We start from the raw sequence: 21,279 nt of genomic DNA, 5'->3' as shown, positions 1-21,279 counted from the left end.
TTATTGATTTAATACTAATAATCTACAGTTCTTCTATCTGTTTTCTGTAGACTTTGTTAAAATGATGAGTGTAGACATCTTTCATGGTCTTGCCTTCATCATACGTCTTGAGTGCCAACGTTTTTAAATCCAAATAATCTTTGTTTCTGATTTTAGAAACTTTACTTTTAAAGTATATGTTTTCGGCAAAGTTGTATTCCTTGCTCTGTTTTTCAAAATTTTCAAGGGCTTTGTCATATTTTCCCTGTTGGAAATACATCACTCCCAGCTGGTAATGATCGAACATTCCTTTGACATAGCCTCTTGTTGCCAGCAGCTTTTCTATGATTCCTGTGGCTTTCTCCTTCTGTCCTAAAGCACTGTAAGACATGGCTCTCACCACATCCAGGTTATAGTCTCCGTTTTGAGATCTTCCTAAATCTTCAGGATAATATTGCTTTAGAGATTCTAAATCCTGAATTGCGCCACTGTAATCGCGCAGAAACTGAAACTTACACCATCCTCTGTATCCCAGATAGAGTTTTGGATCCAGATCAACAGCTTTATCTATGAGGATTTTCCATGTTATAAAATCTCCATTTTTAAGATATGGAACTGATTTTTCCATATAAGCATGGGAGAAATCGGGACATAGTGCAATGGCTTTATCAAAGCCTTCCTGAGATTCTTCGGAGCCTTGTAAATCTGAAGCCCAGTTGTATAATTCACAAGCTTTTTTGCAGTTCTCACCCTCTATTGCGTTACAGTTGACCTGTGCAATAGTATTGGTGTAAACGATAAGTAACAAAAAGCTAAGGTAATACCTCTGAAACTTTTCCATTTTCAATTTTATAGGTTAAATACTGATAATAATCTACTTTAAAACCTTTGATCTCCTTCGATGTCCAGCCATCCAATGATTTTGTGAAATTCAACAGCTTATTTTGCAATTCATCATCTAAAATTTCTTCTTTAAGATCCGAATTCATAGACTTGAGTCTAAATAAGCCTGTTTTTCCTTCACAATTTACTAAAAATCTTACGGTAACAAAACCGTTGATCTCTTTTTTGGAATATATATTTTCTTTTTCAAGTTTTTCAATAATCGCAATTTTTTCTCCTTTGTAGTCTAATCCTTTTCCGTTATAATATTGAAAGCTAAAAGGAGCATCTTTACCTGCTCCACATTTTTTGAAACCCGGTTCGTCCAGTTTTTCATCAAATGCAATGTCGCCTACGGTATTGGGGTATTTTCCAGCTTTTTTCTCTGTCTGACAGGACATCAGGACAGAAAAGAACATGGTAAAGAAGTAAACCGCTTTGATCAAAACTTTATTTTATTCTGCAATTTTCCCTAAAAGTGTGCCTTGCGTGTTGTCATATACAAAAACATCCACAATGTCACCTATTTTCTGTCCTTCAAATTTATCAAAAACACATACTGCGTTTTGAGAATTTCTTCCTTTCCACTGATTTTCGTTCTTCTTGGAAGTTCCTTCGATCAAAATCTGGTGCATTCTTCCAACATAAGACTTCATTCTTTGTCTGGAAAGTTCTCCCTGCAGGGCAATTACCTCAGCAAGACGTCTTTGCTTCACATCAGCCGGAATATTGTCTTCCATTTTTTTGTGAGCAGGAGTTCCCGGTCTTTCTGAGTAAGCAAACATATAACCATAGTCATATTCCACTTCTTTCATCAGACTAAGGGTATCTTGGTGATCTTCTTCGCTTTCGTTACAGAATCCAACAATCATATCCTGAGAGAATGCTACTTCAGGAACAATTTCTTTTGCTTTTCTGATCAGGTCTAAATATTCTTCACGGGTATGTTGTCTGTTCATTGCTTCAAGCATATTATTGCTTCCGCTCTGTACAGGAAGGTGTACATATTTACAGATATTATCGTGTTTTGCCATCATTCTAAATACATCCAAGCTCATATCCTGAGGATTGGAAGTTGAGAATCGGATTCTTATTTCAGGAACGGCTTTAGCTACTAAATCCAGTAACTGAGCAAAGTTTACAGCAGTCGCTTTCTGCATTTCAGACGCTTTGGCGAAATCTTTTTTGGGACCTCCTCCATACCAAAGATAAGAGTCTACGTTTTGTCCTAAAAGTGTAATTTCTTTATATCCGCTATTCCAAAGATCTTTACATTCTTCAAGGATAGAGTGTGGATCACGGCTTCTTTCTCTTCCTCTGGTAAAAGGAACTACACAGAATGTACACATATTATCGCAACCTCTGGTAATGGTTACAAAAGCTGTAACACCGTTTCCGCCTAAACGAACAGGGTTGATATCTGCATAGGTTTCTTCTTTTGAAAGAATTACGTTGATGGCATCTCTACCATCTTCAGTTTCCTTCAAAAGGTTAGGTAAATCTCTGTAAGCATCCGGTCCCACTACAAGATCAACCAGTTGTTCTTCTTCCAGGAACTTGGTCTTTAATCTTTCAGCCATACAGCCCAGCACCCCAACCGTCATATTCGGTCTTTCTTTCTTTAGATTTTTAAACTGAGAAAGACGCATTCTTACAGTCTGCTCTGCTTTTTCACGAATGGAACAGGTATTCAACAAGATCAGGTCTGCTTCTTCTACTTTCACTGTAGTATTGTAACCCTGTTCATTAAGAATGGAGGCAACAATTTCAGAATCTGAGAAGTTCATCTGGCAACCATAACTTTCTAAAAACAGTTTTTTAGAGTTCTCCGGTCTTTCAGCAATAGCAAACGCTTCACCCTGTTTGGTTTCGTCTATATATTTTTCTTGCACGATAGTCAATTTAAGGTTCGGGGTTAAAACACACGAATTTGCTTCGTTAATTTTAAACTACGAACAGATGAGTCTGCAAAGATACAAAATATTGTGACAGATTGTCAGGATTATCTTTCAGTAAATGTTACAGAAAAATTTACTGGAAATGCAATTCTTTCAAGAACTGGAATATCTTTATAAAAAGCTGGTATCCAAGGTTTTTTCATTCTCGACAGGGTCCGCATAAAATCATTGATGAATTTTCTGTTATCAACTTCCGGAAAAATTCTCGGATTTATAATATCTCCTTCTTTACTAATATAAAATTCTAGATTTACTTTTCCATTGAGCTGGTAATCTGCGAAAATCGTCATAAAGTTGTCGTGAAATAATGTATCAAAAGCCTTAACCCCTCCAGGATATTTAGCATGCGCAACAAACCTTGCTGCATCATAGCCAGGCTTATAATTACTCATTACATCTTTAGGATATAGAATAAATTCTGTGATAGCCCCTACTGTCCAGCCTTTTACCTTAGCCGGCTTCCACTTGGTTAGATTTTTAAGAATTTCTTTAGAAAGATCATATGCGCATTTGTTTCTTGCAATGTTTGCAGTATCTGCGTCTTTGATAAATTTAACCTCTGCTTTATCTGTTATAATGATTCGAGGCTGATAAATTTCCTTTTCATCACATTCCTTCACTTTATTCTTCACAAGATATTCATGGACATCTTTGTAGAAATTAACATTTCCCCCTTCATAAAAACTTTGTTTTTCAGGATATTCATCAAGCATTTGTGCGTGACAAGCAGAAACAAAAGCTAGAAATAGCGCAATAAAAATATTCTTCATTATTCAATTCAAATTATTCAGATGGTGTATAGTTTTCAGATGGTTTGGAGAAAATTTTCCTATAATCCGTTTAAAATTTCCTTGTTCCATTGGTTGTATAAAAACAAAATCATTTTTTAATCATGATCGTAGACATTATTCTGGAATCTGATTTTCATGATAAGTTTAGAATCTATAGGAACTCCATTTTTAGTAGCAGGCTGCCATTTGCCTTTTACTTTTTTAAGGGCAAATTTCATATCGTCGATAAAGGACTCGTCATTTTTGAACCTGGGCATAATATCTACTTTATCAATTTTGCCTTTTGAATTGATATTAAACAGGAAAGTAACTTCTCCCTGAATAGCATACAAAGCAACATCAATATAAGCATAGACCATATTCATAAATTCTTTTCTAAAAGCCTCTTCTCCTCCTGGAAATTCCGCTTTTTTGAAATCGTCGCCTTTCTCAACCTGTATTTGAGCTTTTGTTTCCTGAGAAAAACCTTTACCACTTATAAGCAATAAAGGCAAAATTAAAAGGTATTTTTTCACGTATTAGTCAATATCTGTTGCAATGGAAGAGAAACTCATTTTTACTTTGATCTGAGAAGCTACAGGCTGTCCCCCACAAGATGCCGGAGTCCAGTTCTTTTTAATTCTCCTTACCACATATTGCATATCATCAAAAAAAACTTTGCTGTTTTCTACTTTGGGCATTCCTGTCACATCAATAACTTTACCATTAGCATCTACTTTTAACGTGAAGCTAAAATCTCCCGTCAGCGAATAGAAATCTGAGTTTAGATAGGCGTACATATACTTGTTCAATATATTTTTATAAGCAGCAACTCCACCATCAAAACTTGCAGGTTTGAAATCTGCACACTTTACCGCGATCTGCATAAAGGGTTCTTTGATATCTATTTTTAAAATGTTTTTATTACTATCTCTGATGAAAGAGTCATCTCTATCTTCCTGATCCTGTGCAAATGAAAAAGTACCCACACACAATGCTAAAAAGAAAAATATAGTTTTCATAATTTTATTTTTTAGTATTAATAATAAAACAAAGGTAAATATTTACCTCTTGTATAAAAAAGAAAAACTTCACACAAAATGTGAAGTTTTCAAAAAGAGAATTGTTATATCTTTTATAAAAGAGAAGATTATTACAACAATCCTTTGATATGCTTGTAGTTACTCTTCACCGTTTCAAAAACCTCATCCATTTTTCCACCCAGCATCAGCTGAGCCATAGATTTTGTCATTCCCATGATCTGGTCAAATTCAATTTTGGGAGGAAGGGCTAAAGCGTTAGGATTTGTGAAGATATTAAGAAGATAAGGTCCGTTATGTTCCAGACATTCTCTTATAGAACTTTCCACTTCTTCCGGCAAATGAACATTTTTCCCAGGATATCCCATTGCGTGGGCTACCATTGCAAAATCTGGATTAATCATATCTGTTTCATTATCGGGCATACCGCCCACTTCCATTTCCAATTTTACCATACCAAGGGTTCTGTTATTAAAAACGATTAGCTTTATAGGAAGTTTATATTGAAAAATGGTTGCCATATCTCCCAAAAGCATAGACAAACCACCATCTCCACACATGGCAATCACCTGTCTTTCGGGATGCGATAATGACGCTCCAATAGCCATAGGCATTGCATTCGCCATTGAACCGTGGTTGAAAGATCCCAGCATTTTTCGCTGACCGGTTCCGGTTATAAATCTGGCTCCCCAAACACAGCACATCCCTGTATCAACTGTAAAAATTGCGTTTCTATCAGCCAATCTATCCAATGTATGGGCTACAAATTCCGGCTGAATAGCGTTTTCTTTACCAAAATCTTTTACATATTCCAATTGGTTTTCTTTTACCTTGTCATAAAATGCCAATTGCTCATTTAAGAAATGAACATCTGTTTTTTCGCTCAGCAAAGGAAGTAAAGCGATAATAGTTTCTCTCACATCTCCTGTAAGTCCCAATTCCAGCTTCGCTCTTCGCCCCAATCTTTCAGGGCTTTCGTCTATCTGAACGATCTTGTTTTTTACCGGCATAAACTTCTGATATGGAAAATCTGTTCCAAGTAAAATCACCAAGTCTGCTTCATGCATGGCATGATAGGCGGAAGGAAATCCCAATAAACCTGTAAGCCCCACTTCATTTGGATTATTAGGCTGGATATCCATTTTTCCTCGGAACGAATATCCTACCGGAGCTTTCAGTAGTTTAGCAAGAGTGATCACTTCCCCACTTGCTCCTGCAGCTCCTATTCCGCAATAAAGGGTTACTTTCTTGCTTTCGTTGATGAGAGAGGCTAAACTTTTCAGTTCCTCGTCTGATGGGCGAATCACAGGATTGGTTTTAAATATCTGGGTAGAAGTTGTCGTTTCTTCTGCTTCCAACTCTGAAACATCACCCGGAAGACCTATTACAGCCACTCCTTTTTTGGAAATGGCATGCTGAATAGCCGTCTGAACAGTTCTCTGCACCTGTTCCGGGCGTGTTATCATTTGATTATAATAGCTACAGTCGTCAAACAGTTTTATTGTATTGGTTTCTTGGAAATAATCCATCCCCATTTCGTCACTGGGAATAGTGGAAGCGATAACCAACATAGGAACATGAGAACGGTGTGCTTCGTAAACTCCGTTAATGAGGTGAACATGCCCCGGACCACAACTTCCTGCACATACCGCCAACCCATCCAATTCGGCTTCTGCAGCTGCTGCATAAGCTCCTACTTCTTCATGACGTACATGAATCCATTGAATACTGCTTTTTTTAACTGCAATATTGAGATGATTAAGGCTGTCTCCTGTTACTGCGTAAATTCTTTTCACATTGGCATTTTCGAGCATTTCAACAATTTGCTCTGCTATGTTTTTGGCCATAATTTAATATCTTTTGGTGATTGTTTGCTGATAGAAAATGATAAAAACAGGATCTTTACGATTCCTATTTCTATCAAATTTAGCTAATAAAGTTGAAACTCACACCTGATTCCAACGTTAAAAAATGGTAATTTTAAGAGGAAACCTTACTGGTTTTACAACCTTTCATGCAGAGTATCCTGAAAAATAGAGATCCATTTAAAACAAAACAGCCACCTGAAAAAGGTGGCTGCTTATCTATTATGGTGTAAGTTTAGATCACTACTTCAATCTGATTTCTTAATAAATCTTCAAATTCATCTCTTTTACGGATCAGGTGAGATTTTCCGTCTAAGAATAAAACTTCAGCAGGTTTCAGTCTTGAATTAAAGTTAGAACTCATTTCAAAACCGTAAGCTCCCGCATTATGGAAAACAAGGATATCTCCTTCTCTTACTTCATTTAATTTTCTGTCCCAGGCAAATGTGTCTGTTTCACAAATGTTTCCTACTACAGTATAGATTCTTTCTGCACCTTTTGGATTGGACAAGTTCTCAATCATATGGTACGAATCATAGAACATTGGGCGGATAAGGTGATTGAATCCTGAGTTCACTCCAACAAAAACGGTTGCTGTTGTTTGTTTGATAACATTAGCTTTTACCAATAGATATCCACTTTTCCCGACCAAGAATTTCCCTGGCTCGAACCATAGTTCAAATTTTTTCCCGGTAGATTTTGAGAATTCAGAGATTACTTTTTCTACTTTTTTTCCTAATGTTTTTACATCTGTTTCTTCTTCGCTGTCTTGATAAGGAATTTTGAAACCACTTCCCATATCAAGATACTTCAGATTAGGGAAATGCTCGGAAAGATCCAGCATAATTTCAAGAGCCTGAAGGAAAACATCCGGATCTTTAATTTCACTTCCTGTATGCATGTGAAGACCTTCTACATTCAGGTTGGTGCTTTTCATTACTCTTTCGATGTGACGAACCTGGTGAATAGAAATACCGAATTTACTATCGATATGACCTGTTGAAATTTTATAATTCCCCCCCGCAAAAATATGCGGGTTGATTCTTACAAGGATAGGATAACTATTTCCATATTTATTCCCGAATTGCTCAAGAATAGAAATGTTATCAATGTTAATATGAACTCCAAAAGTCATTGCTTCCTCTATCTCAGCTAAGTCAACACAATTGGGAGTGAACAGGATCTTTTCTTTTGCAAACCCTGCCTTTAATCCAAGTTTAACTTCGTTGATCGATACACAATCTAAAGATGCACCCAGTTTCTTGACGTACTTCAGGATGTTGATGTTGGTCAACGCCTTCGCCGCATAGAAGAACTTTGTGTGTTTCAGGAAAGATGATGTCAGCTTTTCGTATTGATTTTTAATCGACTCTGCATCATAAACGTACACTGGGGTGCCAAACTCATTGGCAATCTTTAATAATTCTTGTGAATTCATAATTTCATTTTAACATAAAAAAAGGCAGATTCTTTACAAAAAGAGTCTGCCGCATTGATTATTTTTTATGCAAGACAACTCTTTTAAATATTCCAAACCTTAGAGAACCTTACCGCTCCCTTTTTACCAGTTTTAATTTGTTTAAAATTTTGCATTGCTTCTACTTATTTTTTGCAAAAATACTATTTATTTTTTATTTCCTGAAAATTGATTTGAAAAGTACCTCACTATACCTGAGTAGGAAAAGTGAAAATTTTTCTATTATTTCGGCAATGGTAATGTCTCAAAATCACCGCGAAGGAGTGCCAGCTGTAATTCATTATTCAAATCTGCAGAAGATAGAGGAAGGTCTATTTTCAGCTTTGCCAGTTTGCTTAAAGTCTGGATCTGCGTAAACAACTCGTAAAACCCAAAAGAAACTACTTTTCCGTTGTCTATGATCAGAAATAATTTCTCTCCTAATTTTCTTCCTGTTCCCAACCAAAGTTCATTTCTTTTTCGGAATTCTATCTTTTGTTTCAATACAGAAACATCATTAAATTCTTCTTGCGAACCAATAAACTGAACGGCTTTTGTGCCCTGTGTGAATGATCTGAATTTCAGCACAGGTTTTTCCGTTTTATTTAGTTTATTTTTCTCAACAACGTATTTATTATTTCTGAAATATAATCCAAAAGGTAAAACTTCTTTCTTTTTGATGTTTTTCGAGTTTAGAATCAGCTTGGCGATAATATCGGTTCCCGTCAGTTCAAAATTGACCTGTTCAACATCTTTCTGAACCTGTTCCCATTTTTTGGATTTGGAATTGAAAACTTTCTTCGAAAATTTATTGATATCCTGAACATAATCAGAGAAGATAATTCTTCCTACTCCATCCTGAAAATACACAAACCCTTTTTCATTTGGTAAATCCTGTGTAAGTTCTTTAATTTTATTGATGTATGTTTTGGCATTAGATTCCTCATGCTGTTCTTGGATGATCTCGTTCTGAATATCTTTTGAAACCAACAATTTGAAAAGTTCCAAAGTAGCCCGTGCATCTCCATCGGCTCTGTGATGGTTTGTCAAAGGAATCCCCAATGATTTCACCAGTTTCCCTAATGAGTAACTTACTTCATCCGGGATAAGTTTTTTTGCCAGTGGAATTGTATCTAATGTATTGATTTTAAAATCATAACCAAGCCTTTTGAATGACTGGCGAAGCATTCTGTAATCAAAATCGATATTATGCCCTACAAGAGTTGTATTTTCTGTAATTTCGATTACTCTTTTGGCTATTTCATGAAATTTCGGAGCAGTTTTAACCATTTTTGGAGTAATACTGGTCAGTTTTTGTACAAAAGGAGTGATATCACTTTCCGGGTTGACAAGTGATATAAACTGATCCGTAATTTTCTGACCATCATACCTGTAGATGGCTATATCTATAATGCATTCATTTCTATAACCTGCACCATTACTTTCTATGTCTATAATTGAATACATTGAATTTCTATTAACTGCTTTTTTGTCATGTTTATCAAAACACTGTTTTATTTTTCAATAAAATCCGGTCTTATTTTATCCTATTAAAGTAAAGATAACCTGCTAAATTAACAAAAAATATATCAAAAACATAGCAGATAACCTTATAATATACTTTAAAATTACCTTCTACGGCCACCCAGGCCAAACATTCCGAGGATTGCTCTCGCCCCTTCACGCATTAAGGTATTGGTAAAAGTTCTTCCTGCTTTACTTTGCAGAACTTGCTCAAACATTCCCGGCTCTTCCTTCACAGGTCTTGTTTTTTGCGTTGGAGCTGAGTTCTGGGCAGCCTGCTCCATTCTTGCTGTTAATATTTCATAAGCAGACTCTGGATCTATAGCTTTTTCATATTTAGCAACCATTGCTGATTTTGCGGTCAGCTCAGAAACTTCTGCTGCACTTAAAACATCCATTCTGGATTCCGGAGAGATCAGGTAAGTGTGGGCTAAAGGTGTTGGAATTCCCTTTTCATCCAAAGCTGTTACAAAAGCTTCTCCAATCCCCATATTCTGAATGAGACTGGAAGCATTGTAAAATTCTGTAGTAGGATAATTTTCTACAGCTTTTGTTATTTCTTTTTTATCTTTTGCCGTAAATCCTCTCAGCGTATGCTGAATCTTTAATCCTAGCTGGGATAATACACTTTCAGGAACATCTCCAGGAATTTGGGTGATAAAATAGATTCCGACTCCTTTGGAACGAATCAGTTTCACCATTGTTTCAATCTGTGAAAGAAGAGCTTTGGACGCTTCATCAAAGATCAGGTGAGCTTCGTCTATAAATAATACCAATTTTGGTCTTCCACTGTCTCCTTCTTCAGGGAAAGTCATATAAATTTCCGCAAAAAGGGAAAGCATAAACGTAGAGAACAACTGAGGTTTATTCTGAATATCTGCCACTCTTAAAATATTAACGACTCCTTTTCCGTCTCTTTTTTCTAGTAAATCCTGTACGTCAAAACTTAATTCTCCAAAAAATCCTCCCGCTCCCTGCTGCTCCAAAGCAACAATTGATCTTAAAATGGCTCCTAATGAAGCTGGTGCGATGGATCCATAGTTGGCTGCAAGCTCAGCTTTTCCTTGTGCATTGTCTGTCACATACTGTAAAACTTTCTTTAAATCATTTAAATCAATCAAAGGAAGACCTTTATCATCGCAATATTTAAAGACGATAGACATTATGCTCTGTTGAGTATCATTAAGTTCTAAGATCTTACTCAATAAAACAGGACCAAATTCTGTAACTGTAGCTCTCAGCTTCACTCCTTGTCCTCCTGAAATACTCATTAATTCTACCGGAAAGCCTTGCGGAGTATAAGGAAGCTGTGTTTTCGCATATCTTTCTTCGATAATAGAATTCATCTGGCCAGCTTCAGCAATTCCCGAAAAATCGCCTTTGATATCAAGAACAAGAGAGGGAACTCCTGCATGAGAAAGCTGTTCTGCAAATACCTGCAAAGTTTTAGTCTTACCCGTTCCCGTTGCTCCGGCAATAAGACCATGGCGGTTGATGGTTTTCAAAGGAATTGTCACATTTACTTCCGGTACCACCTCACCGTCCAACATTCCTTTTCCTAATATAATATGTTCTCCTTTTGGAGTGTATCTTGCATTTAATTCTTCAATAAATTGTGCTTTATCTGCCATCTGATCGTTTTTTTAAACTTATAAATATAAATGTTTTTGTAAAATATCGAATACAATTTCCATTGGAACTTCTGATACTACCCTTTGGAAAAACTGTCGACGGCAATTTAAGCAAATTTCAAACCACGACACTTTTCATTCGTAATTCGTATTGACTTTCATGAATGAACATGATAAAAAACAGTATTTTCAAATTAACATTCTGTAAGGCATTCTTTTTGCTGAAAAATAAAGCGCATTAAACGCACGTTTAACAAAGTATTGAAAGAAACTATCAATGGAATTTAACATTTCATTTAGAATTTATCTAATACTTCGTATCTTTAACTAATTAAAAAAAGACCCCAATGAAAATTGAACAAATATATACGGGCTGTCTGGCTCAGGGTGCCTATTATATTGTATCAGAGAATGAAGCAGTGATTATTGATCCCTTAAGAGAGGTAAAACCTTATCTTGACCGTCTGGAAAAAGACAATGTCACGTTAAAATATATTTTTGAAACTCACTTCCACGCCGATTTTGTTTCCGGACATCTGGATTTAAGTAAAAAAACAGGCGCTCCTATTGTATATGGGCCTACCGCTGCTCCTGAATTTGAAGCTATTATTGCGGAAGATGACCAAATTTTTGAGGTAGGAAAAGTGAAAATTAAGGTAATGCACACTCCGGGACACACCATGGAAAGCAGTACTTACCTTTTGATTGACGAAAATGGTGTTGAAACTGCAATTTTTACAGGTGACACTCTATTTCTAGGAGATGTAGGAAGACCGGATCTTGCTCAAAAAGCGACCAATCTTACTCAGGAAGATCTTGCCGGAATTTTGTATGACAGTCTTCAAAATAAGATTATGCCTCTGGATGACAGTGTTACAGTATATCCAGCACACGGTGCAGGTTCCGCATGTGGAAAAAATATGCAGAAAGAAACGGTAGACATTTTAGGAAATCAGAAGAAAACCAATTATGCGCTTAACCAGCCAGATAAGGAATCTTTTATCAGAGAGGTTCTTGACGGTCTGACCGCTCCACCAAAGTATTTCGGAATGAACGTAGCCCTTAACAAAGGAGGATATGAAAGTCTGGATGTAGTAATGGATAAAGGTCTACAGCCTGTTGCTCCTGAAGATTTCGAAGCATTGGCAGAAGAAACCGGGGCGTTAATTTTAGATACAAGAGGAGCGGCAGACTTTCATAAAGGTTTTGTGCCCAATTCTATTAATATCGGACTAAAAGGAGATTTTGCTCCATGGGTAGGAACTCTGATTGTAGATGTAAAACATCCATTATTATTGGTAACTGACGAAGGAACAGAAGAAGAGGTAATCACCCGATTAAGCAGAGTTGGTTTTGATAATGTTGTAGGCTATCTACAGGGAAGTTTTGAAGCCTGGAAAAATACGGGTCATGAAACAGACGAAATCAAAAGAATTACTCCGGCCGAGTTTGCAGAAGAATTTACACCAGATGCTAAAGTAATTGATGTAAGAAAACTGACCGAATATTCTGCAGAGCATATTGAAAACGCTTACAACAAACCACTAGACACGATCAGCGACTGGGCTCGTACAATTGACGATTCCGAACATTTCTTTCTTCATTGTGCAGGAGGATATAGAAGCATGATTGCGGCAAGTATACTTAACTCACACGGAATCAGAAATTTCACTGAAATAGAAGGAGGTTTCAACGGAATCAAAAAAACAGAAAAATTGCCTACTTCGGATTTTGTATGCCAATCCAAAACGTCATAGTACTATGAAAATTCAGTTTCTTGGACTTATTTTAGTGACTACTTTTATGCTAACTTCCTGCAAATCAAACCAGGCAACTATTGTTTCACAGGCAAACATTAGAGAAGTTGTAAACAGTTCGGATGTTACTTTAGTAGATGTTAGAATTCCTGAGCAATATGCTGCGGGAACAGCTGATAATGCGGTTAACATCCCATTGTCCGAAATTCAGAATAACATAGAAGCCCTTAAAGGCAAAAAAGTTGTTGTTTTCTGTAATAAAGGGATACAGGCAGATCAGGCCATGATCATTTTAAAGAAAAATGGCATAGAAGCTTATGACGGTACAACCTGGAAGAATGTAAAGGCTATTCAGAACGAAACAGATAAAAAAGCAAACTAATACCCTATAAAAAATGTCACAAAAATTTCAGGAAATCATTAATTCCGAAAGACCGGTACTTATCGACTTTTTCGCTACGTGGTGCCAACCTTGTAAAGTACAGTCTTCGGTTCTTAATACTGTAAAAGAAAATATTGGCGAAGGTGCCAGAATTATCAAGGTAGATGTAGATCAGTATCCGGCTATAGCTGCGGAGTACGGAGTGCGCGGAGTACCTACTCTGGCGGTTTTCAAACAAGGAGAATTGCTATGGAAAGAAAGTGGCGTACATGATGTTAATACACTTACCCATCTTTTGCAACAATATATGTAATCAAAATAAAAAAGGCTGAGTTTTTACTATCTCAGCCTTTTTTATTTATAATTGAATAGAAAAATCATCTCTGTCATTAAGGAACTGAAAATGATTTCTAAAATCTTTTAACTCGTTCATATCCAGACCTGCAAATACGAGATTTCCCTCCTTACGAGATATTTCCGCTCCATCTGCAAAGAAGCAATGAGAACTTTCCTGATAGAAAAGATTATTTCCATCTGTGCCTATTCTGTTTAATCCAAATACAAAAGAAAGGTTTTCAATAGCTCTTGCTTTCAAAAGATGCTCCCAGGCTCCTACTCTTTTCTCCGGCCAGTTGGCTACGTATAAGATCGCATCATAATCATCATTATTTCTTGCAAAAACAGGAAAGCGAAGATCATAGCAAATCTGCAGAAGAAATCTGATTCCTTTATATTCTACAATCACCCTTTCATTTCCGGGAGTATACACTTTATCTTCTCCAGAAAAAGAAAACAAGTGCCTTTTATTATAGAAGGAAAGATTCTCATTGGGTTGTACAAAATACATTCTGTTGTAAAATTTGCCATTCTGCTCTACAGGAGCGCTTCCACAAAATGCAGCATTTTTTGCTTTCGAAAGTTTTTTTAAGAATTCAAGAGACTCTTCATTTCTGTCTGACACTTCGGCAGCATCCATACAGAAACCTGTAGAAAACATTTCCGGCAGTATAAAAAGATCTGCTTCAATATTCTGAAGTTCGTTTTCTATATGTTTAAAATTATCCGCTTTATTTTTCCAGATGATATCCAAATTAAGTCCTACAACTTTCATCTTTTTTATTCTTTTTTTAAATTATTTCAAATCTGAAGTATAAAAATACGGCTTTTCCATCGATTAAAGAAAGCTAATTCTTAGAATTAAATATTCTACTACAACGCCTTTTTCGGAGAAAATAAAATTCTTAATATGTATTAAAGTCCTTCATTTTTACGGTTCACAGCAACTTTCGGTTTCATTTTTGATGATGCTAGTTTTTATTAATATCATTAAAAATTAAAAAATTTATGAAGAAATTGGTTTTTATGGTGATGATTTTCTTTTTCGGAGCAATGGCTAATGCACAGGCATGGACAGGAAAAGGAGATCAGAAAATTCAGCTGGGTCTGAGTGCATGGGGATATGGAACGGGAATAACGGGTACGTATGACTATGGACTCAACAAACTCATTTCAGTAGGAGCCGGAATCAACGGTTATTTTGATAATTACAAGAATAACGACAAAGACAATCGTGTTTTTGTTTTCGGAAGACTGAACTTCCATTTGCAGGATGCTCTTAACCTTCCGGCAAAATGGGACATTTACCCGGGTGTTGATCTTGGAGTTTTGGGAAGAGACTTTGGAATAGGCGCTCATATTGGAGCCCGTTACTTCTTTACAGAGAAAATAGGAGTATTTGCAGAGGTGGGTAATAACGGAAGTCTTGGGGTTTCCTTCAATTTATAAACAATTCGTCTTTAAATATGACAAAGCTTCTCGTTTCGGGAGGCTTTTTTATTTGGCATAGTTTTGATAATTGTTACCTTTGCAAATTAAAATCTAAAATTTATTAATGGAAATAGCAATCAAACTCTTTCAGTTCATTCTGAGCATCTCTATACTTGTGCTTCTTCATGAGCTTGGGCACTTTTTACCGGCCATATGGTTCAAGACCAGAGCAGAGAAGTTTTTCCTGTTTTTTGATCCTTACTTCTCCCTATTCTCGATGAAGAAAATCAACGGAAAATGGCAGTATAAATTTTTATCGAAGAATCTTCCGGATTCTGAGGTAATTGAGGTGAACGGAAAGAAGGAAGAAGTTCCTATCGATATATCAAAACTTCCAGATAATGACTGGAGAAAACATCCTGAACAAACCAAGTACGGAATTGGATGGCTTCCTTTCGGAGGTTATGTGAAAATTGCCGGAATGGTAGATGAAAGTATGGATACTGCACAGATGAAAAAACCTGCAGAGCCATGGGAATTCAGATCAAAACCGGCTTGGCAGAGACTTATCATTATGCTGGGTGGGGTAACGGTTAACTTTTTCCTTGCCTGGTTGATTTACAGCAGTCTTTCCTTCTTTAAAGGAGAAACTTATACGGATATCACCAAATTCAGCAACGGTATTGAAGCTACTGAAGCCGGAAAGAAAATGGGCTTCCAGAATGGTGATAAAATTATCAGTGTAGATGGAAAACCAGCAGAACGATTGGAAAATACTTCAATCAATATTCTGTTAGGAGATCATGTTACTGTAAACAGAAACGGACAAGAAGTTACTTTCCCGGTAAATGCTGACGGTGTGGCAGAAGTTCTTAAGCAAAAAGAAGCAAAACTGTATATCACTCCAAGAGTTTCTATGGTCGTTGACTCACTGGCAACTCCTTCTTCTCAGGCTTCAGGTTTAGCAAAAGGAGATAAAATTGTGGGCATCAACGGAAAAAAAACAGCTTTCTTTGATGAAGTAAGCACGCTTTTAGGTGAAAACAAAGGAAAAACAATTACTGTAGAGGTAGAAAGAAACGGAGCTTTACAATCCTTACCCAATGTTTCTGTTGATAAAAACGGAAAACTGGGTATCGCCATTGATACAAAAAGTATCGCCAAAAATATTGTAACGAATAAGAAATATTCTTTCGGAGAAGCTATTCCGAGAGGTTTTACCAGAACTATTGAAGCATTAACTGCACAGGTTAAGCAGTTCAAGATCATGTTCAACTCTAAAGTTCAGGGGTATAAAAACGTAGGAGGTCCTATTGCTATTGTAAAAAATATGCCTGTGGATAAAAGTGCTGACGGAAGCTTTACTATCAACTGGACTGCATTCTGGAGTTTTACAGCGATGTTCTCTGTATGGTTGGCATTCCTAAACCTGATTCCTATTCCGGGGCTTGATGGAGGACACGTTTTATTTACTCTATATGAAATTATTGTAGGAAAACCAGTTCCACAAAAGGTGTTGGAAAATGCACAGATGATCGGAGTTATCTTCCTGTTAGGCTTGATGTTACTCATCTTCGGAAGCGATATCTTCAAGGTAATTACAGGGAAATTATAATTTTTTTGAAAATTTTTCTTAAAAATATTTGTAGGGTATAAATATTCGTCCTATATTTGCACCACTTAAAACAAAGGACATTCCTCCTTAGCTCAGTTGGTTAGAGCATCTGACTGTTAATCAGAGGGTCGCTGGTTCGAGCCCAGCAGGAGGAGCAAAAAGACTTACAGTAATGTAGGTCTTTTTTTATGCTTATTTTTCATCATGTAACAATTTCCTTCAGAAAGAGACTGATATTTCTAAAAAGTTAGATATTTGTAATTTATTATTAACTTCAATGGAAAGAATATTCTACTATTCAAAATAGTATGATACATCTTCAGGAACCCCCAACTGTCTCATGAAAAAATTTTATATTTCGTTATTAACAGCCTTTGCTATTATACAAACTTCCGCACAGGAAAAATCTTATTTTTTATCAAGCCCTTCTTTAAGCCCGGATGGAAAAACCGCTTACTTTGCTTACGATGGAGACATCTGGAAAGCAGATTCCAATGGAGGTAACGCATCAAGAATTACCGCTTTAGATGGTGAGGAAATAAATCCCAGAATTTCTCCTGACGGGAAATGGCTTGCATTCAGTTCCAATCAATATGGAAATTATGATGTTTTTGTAATGCCATCGGAAGGCGGAAACATCAAACAACTAACCTTCCATACAGGAAAAGACGAGATGGAAAGCTGGGGCTGGGACAGCAGAACCATTTATTTTACCTCTAGCAGAAATAATAACTTTGGAAGTTTTAAAACTACTATTGAAGGAAAAACTCCACAAAGACTTTTTAACAATTATTTTAATAATACCAATGGTCTTGCAGAAACTCCTGCAGGGGAATATCTTTTCACCAGTTCATCAGAGAGTGCCAACCAGGTACACCGTAAGCGCTACAAAGGAGAAAACAATCCTGATATCTTAGGATATAATCCCAAAAGCAATTCTTTCAAACAATACACCAATTACGAAGGAAAGGATTTCAACCCAACTGTAGATAAGAACGGTGTTATTTATTTCATTTCCGATGAAAACAATAACGAATACAATCTTTATAAAATTGAAAACGGCAAAAAAACTGCTTTAACTCAATTTGACACTTCTATAAAAAAACCTTTCGTTGCAGCGAACGGCTCTAAAGTGATCTTCGAAAAAGACTATCAGCTTTACATTTATGACGCAACGACAAAGAACACAAAACTTCTAAACGTAAGCCTTAACGCCAACAAAACTCTGGAAAAGGCTCAAAATTTTAGCGTAGAAAACAATATTTCTTACTATAACGTTTCTCCTGATGGTAAAAAGATGGCATTTATCAGCCGAGGGATCGTTTTTGTGTCGGACATTGAAGGAAAATTCACCCAACAGATTTCCGATGGCCAAGAGCGTGCTATGGAAGTGAAATGGCTGAAAGACAACCGTACACTGATCTTCAATCAGACCGACAAAGGATATCAAAACTGGTTCAGTATTTCTGCAGACGGAAAAGGTCAGCTGAAACAACTTACTCGTGATTCACGCAATAACCGTAACATCACTCTTAACAGCGATCTTTCAAAGGCAGTTTACTTAAGTGGCCGTGATGAAGTAAGATTGATGGATTTAAAGAGCTTCGACTCCAAAACCATTGTGAAAGACGAGATATGGGCATTCCAAAACTCAGCCCCTTCGTTTTCTCCGAATAATGAATATGTTTTATTTTCTGCAAAAAGGAATTTCGAACTGGATATTTTCATCTACAATATCAAAAAAGAACAGACCATCAACCTTACCAATACCGGTGTTTCGGAAGAAGATCCTGTTTGGTCACCCAATGGTAAATATATTTATTTTGCCAGCGACAGAACCAATCCGTCTTATCCTTTAGGAATGCAGAAATCCAACATTTACCGCATGGCCTTGGATTGGTTTGACGAACCTTACAAATCTGAAAAATTCGACAGCCTTTTCAAGGAAGAAAAAAAGGACACCAAACCTTCTGAAACCGAAAAAGACAGCAAAATAAAAAAAGATAAAAAAGACGGCGAAAATAAAGAAGAGGATAAAGACAAAAAGGAAGAGAAAGAAAAAGAGCCGGTTGTAAAAGAGATAAAAGTTAATCCAGAATACACACTGGAAAGAATAGAACTTGTGACCGACCGATACGGATATCAGGAAGATCCTGCTGTTTTTGTGAATGATAAGAAAGAAATCTTATTGTTCAATTCCAATCAGGATAATGGGAAACGACAGCTCTATAAAAAAGTTTTCACAGATTTTGAACCTGCTAAATCCGAAAAAGTTTTTGACAAAGCAGCCTATTACATTACCAAGAGTGAAAAAAACATTTTTGCGCTTATAGAAGGAAACGTTTATAAAACAACTCTTGCAGCTTTAAAACCTGAAAAAGTAAATATTCAGTACACCTTTGATAAAGATCTCGCCTCGGAATTTACCCAAATGTATAGTGAAGCCTGGACGGGTGTGGAAGAAAATTTCTACGACGAGAACTTCCACGGCATCAACTGGAAAGCTAAAAAAGAACAGTACGCAAAGTATCTTCCTTATGTACACAACAGAAATGATCTTAGAGTTTTATTAAATGATCTTTTAGGCGAACTCAACTCTTCTCATACCGGATTTTCTTCAACAGGGAAAGAGGAAACCCGATATTTGAACTATTTCACCAATGAAACAGGAATCATCTTCAAAAAAGATCAACCTTATACTGTAGAAAGCATTGTACGAAAATCTCCAGCCTTCCGGTCTGGCGTAGACATCAAACCGGGAGATCAACTGGTTTCTGTCAATGGAAAAACCATTGATGTTCAAGAAAATAACGAAATCTATTTTACAAATCCTAAAAAACAGGATGAGCTTATTCTTGTATTCAACCGCTCCGGGAAAAACATAACGACAAAAGTACACCCAATTTCAAATACAGAATTAAAAGGACTGCTTTACGACGACTGGATCTTCAACAACAAGCAAAGAGTTAATCAACTCAGCAACAATAGAATAGCCTATTCATATATGAAGAACATGTCTACCGATGAGCTGGATCGATTCTTGTTGGATATGGTAGAACAGGAAAATCAAAAAGATGCTGTCATTCTCGATTTGCGTTACAATACAGGAGGAAACGTTCACGACAAAGTATTGAATTTCCTTTCTCAAAGACCTTACCTGCAATGGAAATATCGTGAAGGAAAAATGACTACCCAGCCTAACTTTGCCCCTTCCGGAAAACCTATCGTTCTGCTTATTAATGAAGCCTCATTAAGCGATGCTGAAATGACTGCCGCAGGTTTCAAAGCACTGAAATTAGGGAAGATTATTGGCCAGGATACTTATCGCTGGATTATTTTCACATCAGCAAAAGGACTTGTAGACGGGTCTTCCTATAGGCTACCTTCATGGGGAACTTACACCCTAGACGGCCAAAATCTGGAAAAAACAGGAGTAAAACCTGATATTTATATTAAAAACACCTTTATGGACCGACAGCAAGGTAATGACCCTCAACTGGATCGCGCCATTCAGGAGATCTTGAAAGACTTGAAGAAATAATAATGGTAAGGCTTACAGAAATGTAGGCCTTATTTATTACCCTTATTTTATAATCATTCCCTTAGAATATAAAAAATATATGATAATCAACGTTCTTTTGTAAAAGTCATGACTCTATTTTCAGGGTTGCACCGAGGATTATCAGACTTCGAATAAAAAAAACTAAAATATTTCTTATTGAATTTCAATACTTTTAGACAAAAAGCCCCAGAATAAAGGATAAAAACTTGCTTCGAACGAATATTCCTATTATATTTGCACCACTTAAAACAAAGGACATTCCTCCTTAGCTCAGTTGGTTAGAGCATCTGACTGTTAATCAGAGGGTCGCTGGTTCGAGCCCAGCAGGAGGAGCAAAAAGGCTTACAGAAATGTAGGTCTTTTTTTATTTCTACTCACATTCATTATTTTTTTCTCTGTCTCTATTTTTTGATTAATTTAGGTTGATCAAGTCTATTGCAACATTCACTGTGGAAATATGCACTTGAATGACAACTTATAACCATTCATTTTAGATATGAAAAGAAAACTCTTTTTTTGCGCACTTATTGTAGCTCTTGTTTCCTGTAAAAAGAACAGTGAAAATAAAACTATAACAGAGAATAACGGCAACACACAAACTCAAATAGAGGGAAATATAACCACGCAAAATTCAACAGATATACATATTCTTGGGAATATCATTGATCTTTCAAAATTCCGTCCGGAGAAGGTTCAATTTCAATATAGATTTATTGACAATTCGGGAGGAAGAACGCCTGGCCCATCAGATTCTTATTTGGAAGCCGTATTGTATTTTGATGAAAAAACAATGGATAAAATCTGGGAAATAGACCAAACTATAGACTTTAACCGTTCTGACTATTCTAAAGAAGATTTCAATTTCACGTGGCTTAAAGAGCCTATTTCCTCTGAACTTAAAGCATCTGATACGTTAAAAAGCGGTCATCCGGATCTAGTTTTTGGTACCGCCAACGGAAAATGCTGGTATCTGAAGAATAAAATTCTCTTTATCAAACCGAACTAAAAAGCACATTCGCTTTTCTGTATTTCTTTAGAGAATTTTTATTCAAGATTTTAACTAATCCTCAAGCACAAAAACTTACATCATT

General features: G+C 36.4%; 18 protein-coding genes and 2 tRNA genes. 9 read left to right on the top strand and 11 right to left on the bottom strand.

All coding sequences use genetic code 11. The features are described from left to right. Window positions 1–22 precede the first annotated feature (22 nt). The 10 genes from ACL9RH_RS19870 to ACL9RH_RS19825 all read right to left on the bottom strand — a co-directional run bounded on the left by ACL9RH_RS19870 (window position 23) and on the right by ACL9RH_RS19825 (window position 11,105). On the bottom strand, window positions 23–820 hold the full coding sequence (locus ACL9RH_RS19870; protein ID WP_422695071.1) for a tetratricopeptide repeat protein: 798 nt from the start codon (window positions 818–820) through the stop codon (window positions 23–25). Further along, complete coding sequence (locus ACL9RH_RS19865) at window positions 792–1,307, bottom strand: hypothetical protein (RefSeq protein WP_422695070.1); 516 nt, start codon at window positions 1,305–1,307, stop codon at window positions 792–794. The genes ACL9RH_RS19870 and ACL9RH_RS19865 overlap by 29 nt, the downstream gene beginning before the upstream one ends. Window positions 1,308–1,316: 9 nt before the next feature. Continuing rightward, on the bottom strand, window positions 1,317–2,753 hold the full coding sequence (miaB, locus tag ACL9RH_RS19860; protein ID WP_422695069.1) for a tRNA (N6-isopentenyl adenosine(37)-C2)-methylthiotransferase MiaB: 1,437 nt from the start codon (window positions 2,751–2,753) through the stop codon (window positions 1,317–1,319). A gap of 110 nt (window positions 2,754–2,863) precedes the next feature. Then, window positions 2,864–3,589 carry an energy transducer TonB gene (locus ACL9RH_RS19855; protein WP_422695068.1) on the bottom strand — a complete coding sequence of 242 codons (726 nt, stop codon included), beginning with the start codon at window positions 3,587–3,589 and terminating at the stop codon, window positions 2,864–2,866. Between the two features lie 116 nt (window positions 3,590–3,705). Beyond that, on the bottom strand, window positions 3,706–4,125 hold the full coding sequence (locus ACL9RH_RS19850) for an energy transducer TonB (RefSeq protein WP_422695067.1): 420 nt from the start codon (window positions 4,123–4,125) through the stop codon (window positions 3,706–3,708). Window positions 4,126–4,128: 3 nt separating this feature from the next. Continuing rightward, a complete protein-coding gene (locus ACL9RH_RS19845; protein WP_422695066.1) occupies window positions 4,129–4,611 on the bottom strand; it encodes a hypothetical protein in 483 nt (160 codons plus the stop codon). 131 nt (window positions 4,612–4,742) lie between these two features. Beyond that, complete coding sequence (locus ACL9RH_RS19840; protein ID WP_422695065.1) at window positions 4,743–6,476, bottom strand: thiamine pyrophosphate-dependent enzyme; 1,734 nt, start codon at window positions 6,474–6,476, stop codon at window positions 4,743–4,745. Window positions 6,477–6,729: 253 nt separating this feature from the next. Next, entirely contained in the window at window positions 6,730–7,932 is a 1,203-nt protein-coding gene (gene lysA, locus ACL9RH_RS19835) for a diaminopimelate decarboxylase (RefSeq protein ID WP_422695064.1), read from the bottom strand. A 261-nt stretch (window positions 7,933–8,193) separates the two neighbouring features. Next, window positions 8,194–9,417: a PolC-type DNA polymerase III gene (locus ACL9RH_RS19830; protein ID WP_422695063.1), complete on the bottom strand. Its 1,224-nt coding sequence runs from the start codon at window positions 9,415–9,417 to the stop codon at window positions 8,194–8,196. 161 nt (window positions 9,418–9,578) lie between these two features. After that, a complete protein-coding gene (locus tag ACL9RH_RS19825; protein ID WP_422695062.1) occupies window positions 9,579–11,105 on the bottom strand; it encodes a helicase HerA-like domain-containing protein in 1,527 nt (508 codons plus the stop codon). 347 nt (window positions 11,106–11,452) lie between these two features. Here ACL9RH_RS19825 and ACL9RH_RS19820 point away from each other — a divergent pair, with 347 nt between their 5' ends. From ACL9RH_RS19820 to ACL9RH_RS19810, 3 genes are read left to right on the top strand one after another with little or no spacing between them, the layout of a single operon-like run. Next, the gene (locus ACL9RH_RS19820; RefSeq protein WP_422695061.1) at window positions 11,453–12,862 is read left to right on the top strand and encodes an MBL fold metallo-hydrolase; all 1,410 of its coding nucleotides are present in this window, start codon (window positions 11,453–11,455) and stop codon (window positions 12,860–12,862) included. A gap of 4 nt (window positions 12,863–12,866) precedes the next feature. Next, window positions 12,867–13,244, top strand: a complete 378-nt coding sequence (locus tag ACL9RH_RS19815; protein WP_422695060.1) for a rhodanese-like domain-containing protein — start codon at window positions 12,867–12,869, stop codon at window positions 13,242–13,244. A gap of 13 nt (window positions 13,245–13,257) precedes the next feature. Beyond that, the gene (locus tag ACL9RH_RS19810; RefSeq protein ID WP_422695059.1) at window positions 13,258–13,557 is read left to right on the top strand and encodes a thioredoxin family protein; all 300 of its coding nucleotides are present in this window, start codon (window positions 13,258–13,260) and stop codon (window positions 13,555–13,557) included. A 45-nt stretch (window positions 13,558–13,602) separates the two neighbouring features. Here the strand turns inward: ACL9RH_RS19810 and ACL9RH_RS19805 are convergent, their stop codons facing one another. Next, entirely contained in the window at window positions 13,603–14,355 is a 753-nt protein-coding gene (locus ACL9RH_RS19805; protein WP_422695058.1) for a nitrilase-related carbon-nitrogen hydrolase, read from the bottom strand. A gap of 233 nt (window positions 14,356–14,588) precedes the next feature. Between ACL9RH_RS19805 and ACL9RH_RS19800 the strand changes: the two genes are divergently transcribed. The 6 genes from ACL9RH_RS19800 to ACL9RH_RS19775 all read left to right on the top strand — a co-directional run bounded on the left by ACL9RH_RS19800 (window position 14,589) and on the right by ACL9RH_RS19775 (window position 21,194). Further along, window positions 14,589–15,029 (top strand): DUF6646 family protein, encoded by a 441-nt coding sequence (locus ACL9RH_RS19800; protein WP_422695057.1) that lies wholly within the window; start codon window positions 14,589–14,591, stop codon window positions 15,027–15,029. A gap of 106 nt (window positions 15,030–15,135) precedes the next feature. Beyond that, window positions 15,136–16,626 (top strand): RIP metalloprotease RseP, encoded by a 1,491-nt coding sequence (rseP, locus tag ACL9RH_RS19795; protein WP_422695056.1) that lies wholly within the window; start codon window positions 15,136–15,138, stop codon window positions 16,624–16,626. An 81-nt stretch (window positions 16,627–16,707) separates the two neighbouring features. Beyond that, window positions 16,708–16,781 (top strand) — tRNA-Asn (locus ACL9RH_RS19790). Window positions 16,782–16,966: 185 nt separating this feature from the next. Continuing rightward, on the top strand, window positions 16,967–20,167 hold the full coding sequence (locus ACL9RH_RS19785) for a S41 family peptidase (RefSeq protein WP_422695055.1): 3,201 nt from the start codon (window positions 16,967–16,969) through the stop codon (window positions 20,165–20,167). Between the two features lie 280 nt (window positions 20,168–20,447). Then, window positions 20,448–20,521, top strand: a tRNA-Asn gene (locus ACL9RH_RS19780). A gap of 163 nt (window positions 20,522–20,684) precedes the next feature. Continuing rightward, window positions 20,685–21,194: a hypothetical protein gene (locus ACL9RH_RS19775; RefSeq protein WP_422695054.1), complete on the top strand. Its 510-nt coding sequence runs from the start codon at window positions 20,685–20,687 to the stop codon at window positions 21,192–21,194. Window positions 21,195–21,279: the final 85 nt, after the last annotated feature.

Source organism: Chryseobacterium sp. Mn2064 (assembly GCF_049319685.1).
Lineage (GTDB): Bacteria > Bacteroidota > Bacteroidia > Flavobacteriales > Weeksellaceae > Chryseobacterium.
This window is presented reverse-complemented; position numbering and strand designations above follow the sequence as displayed.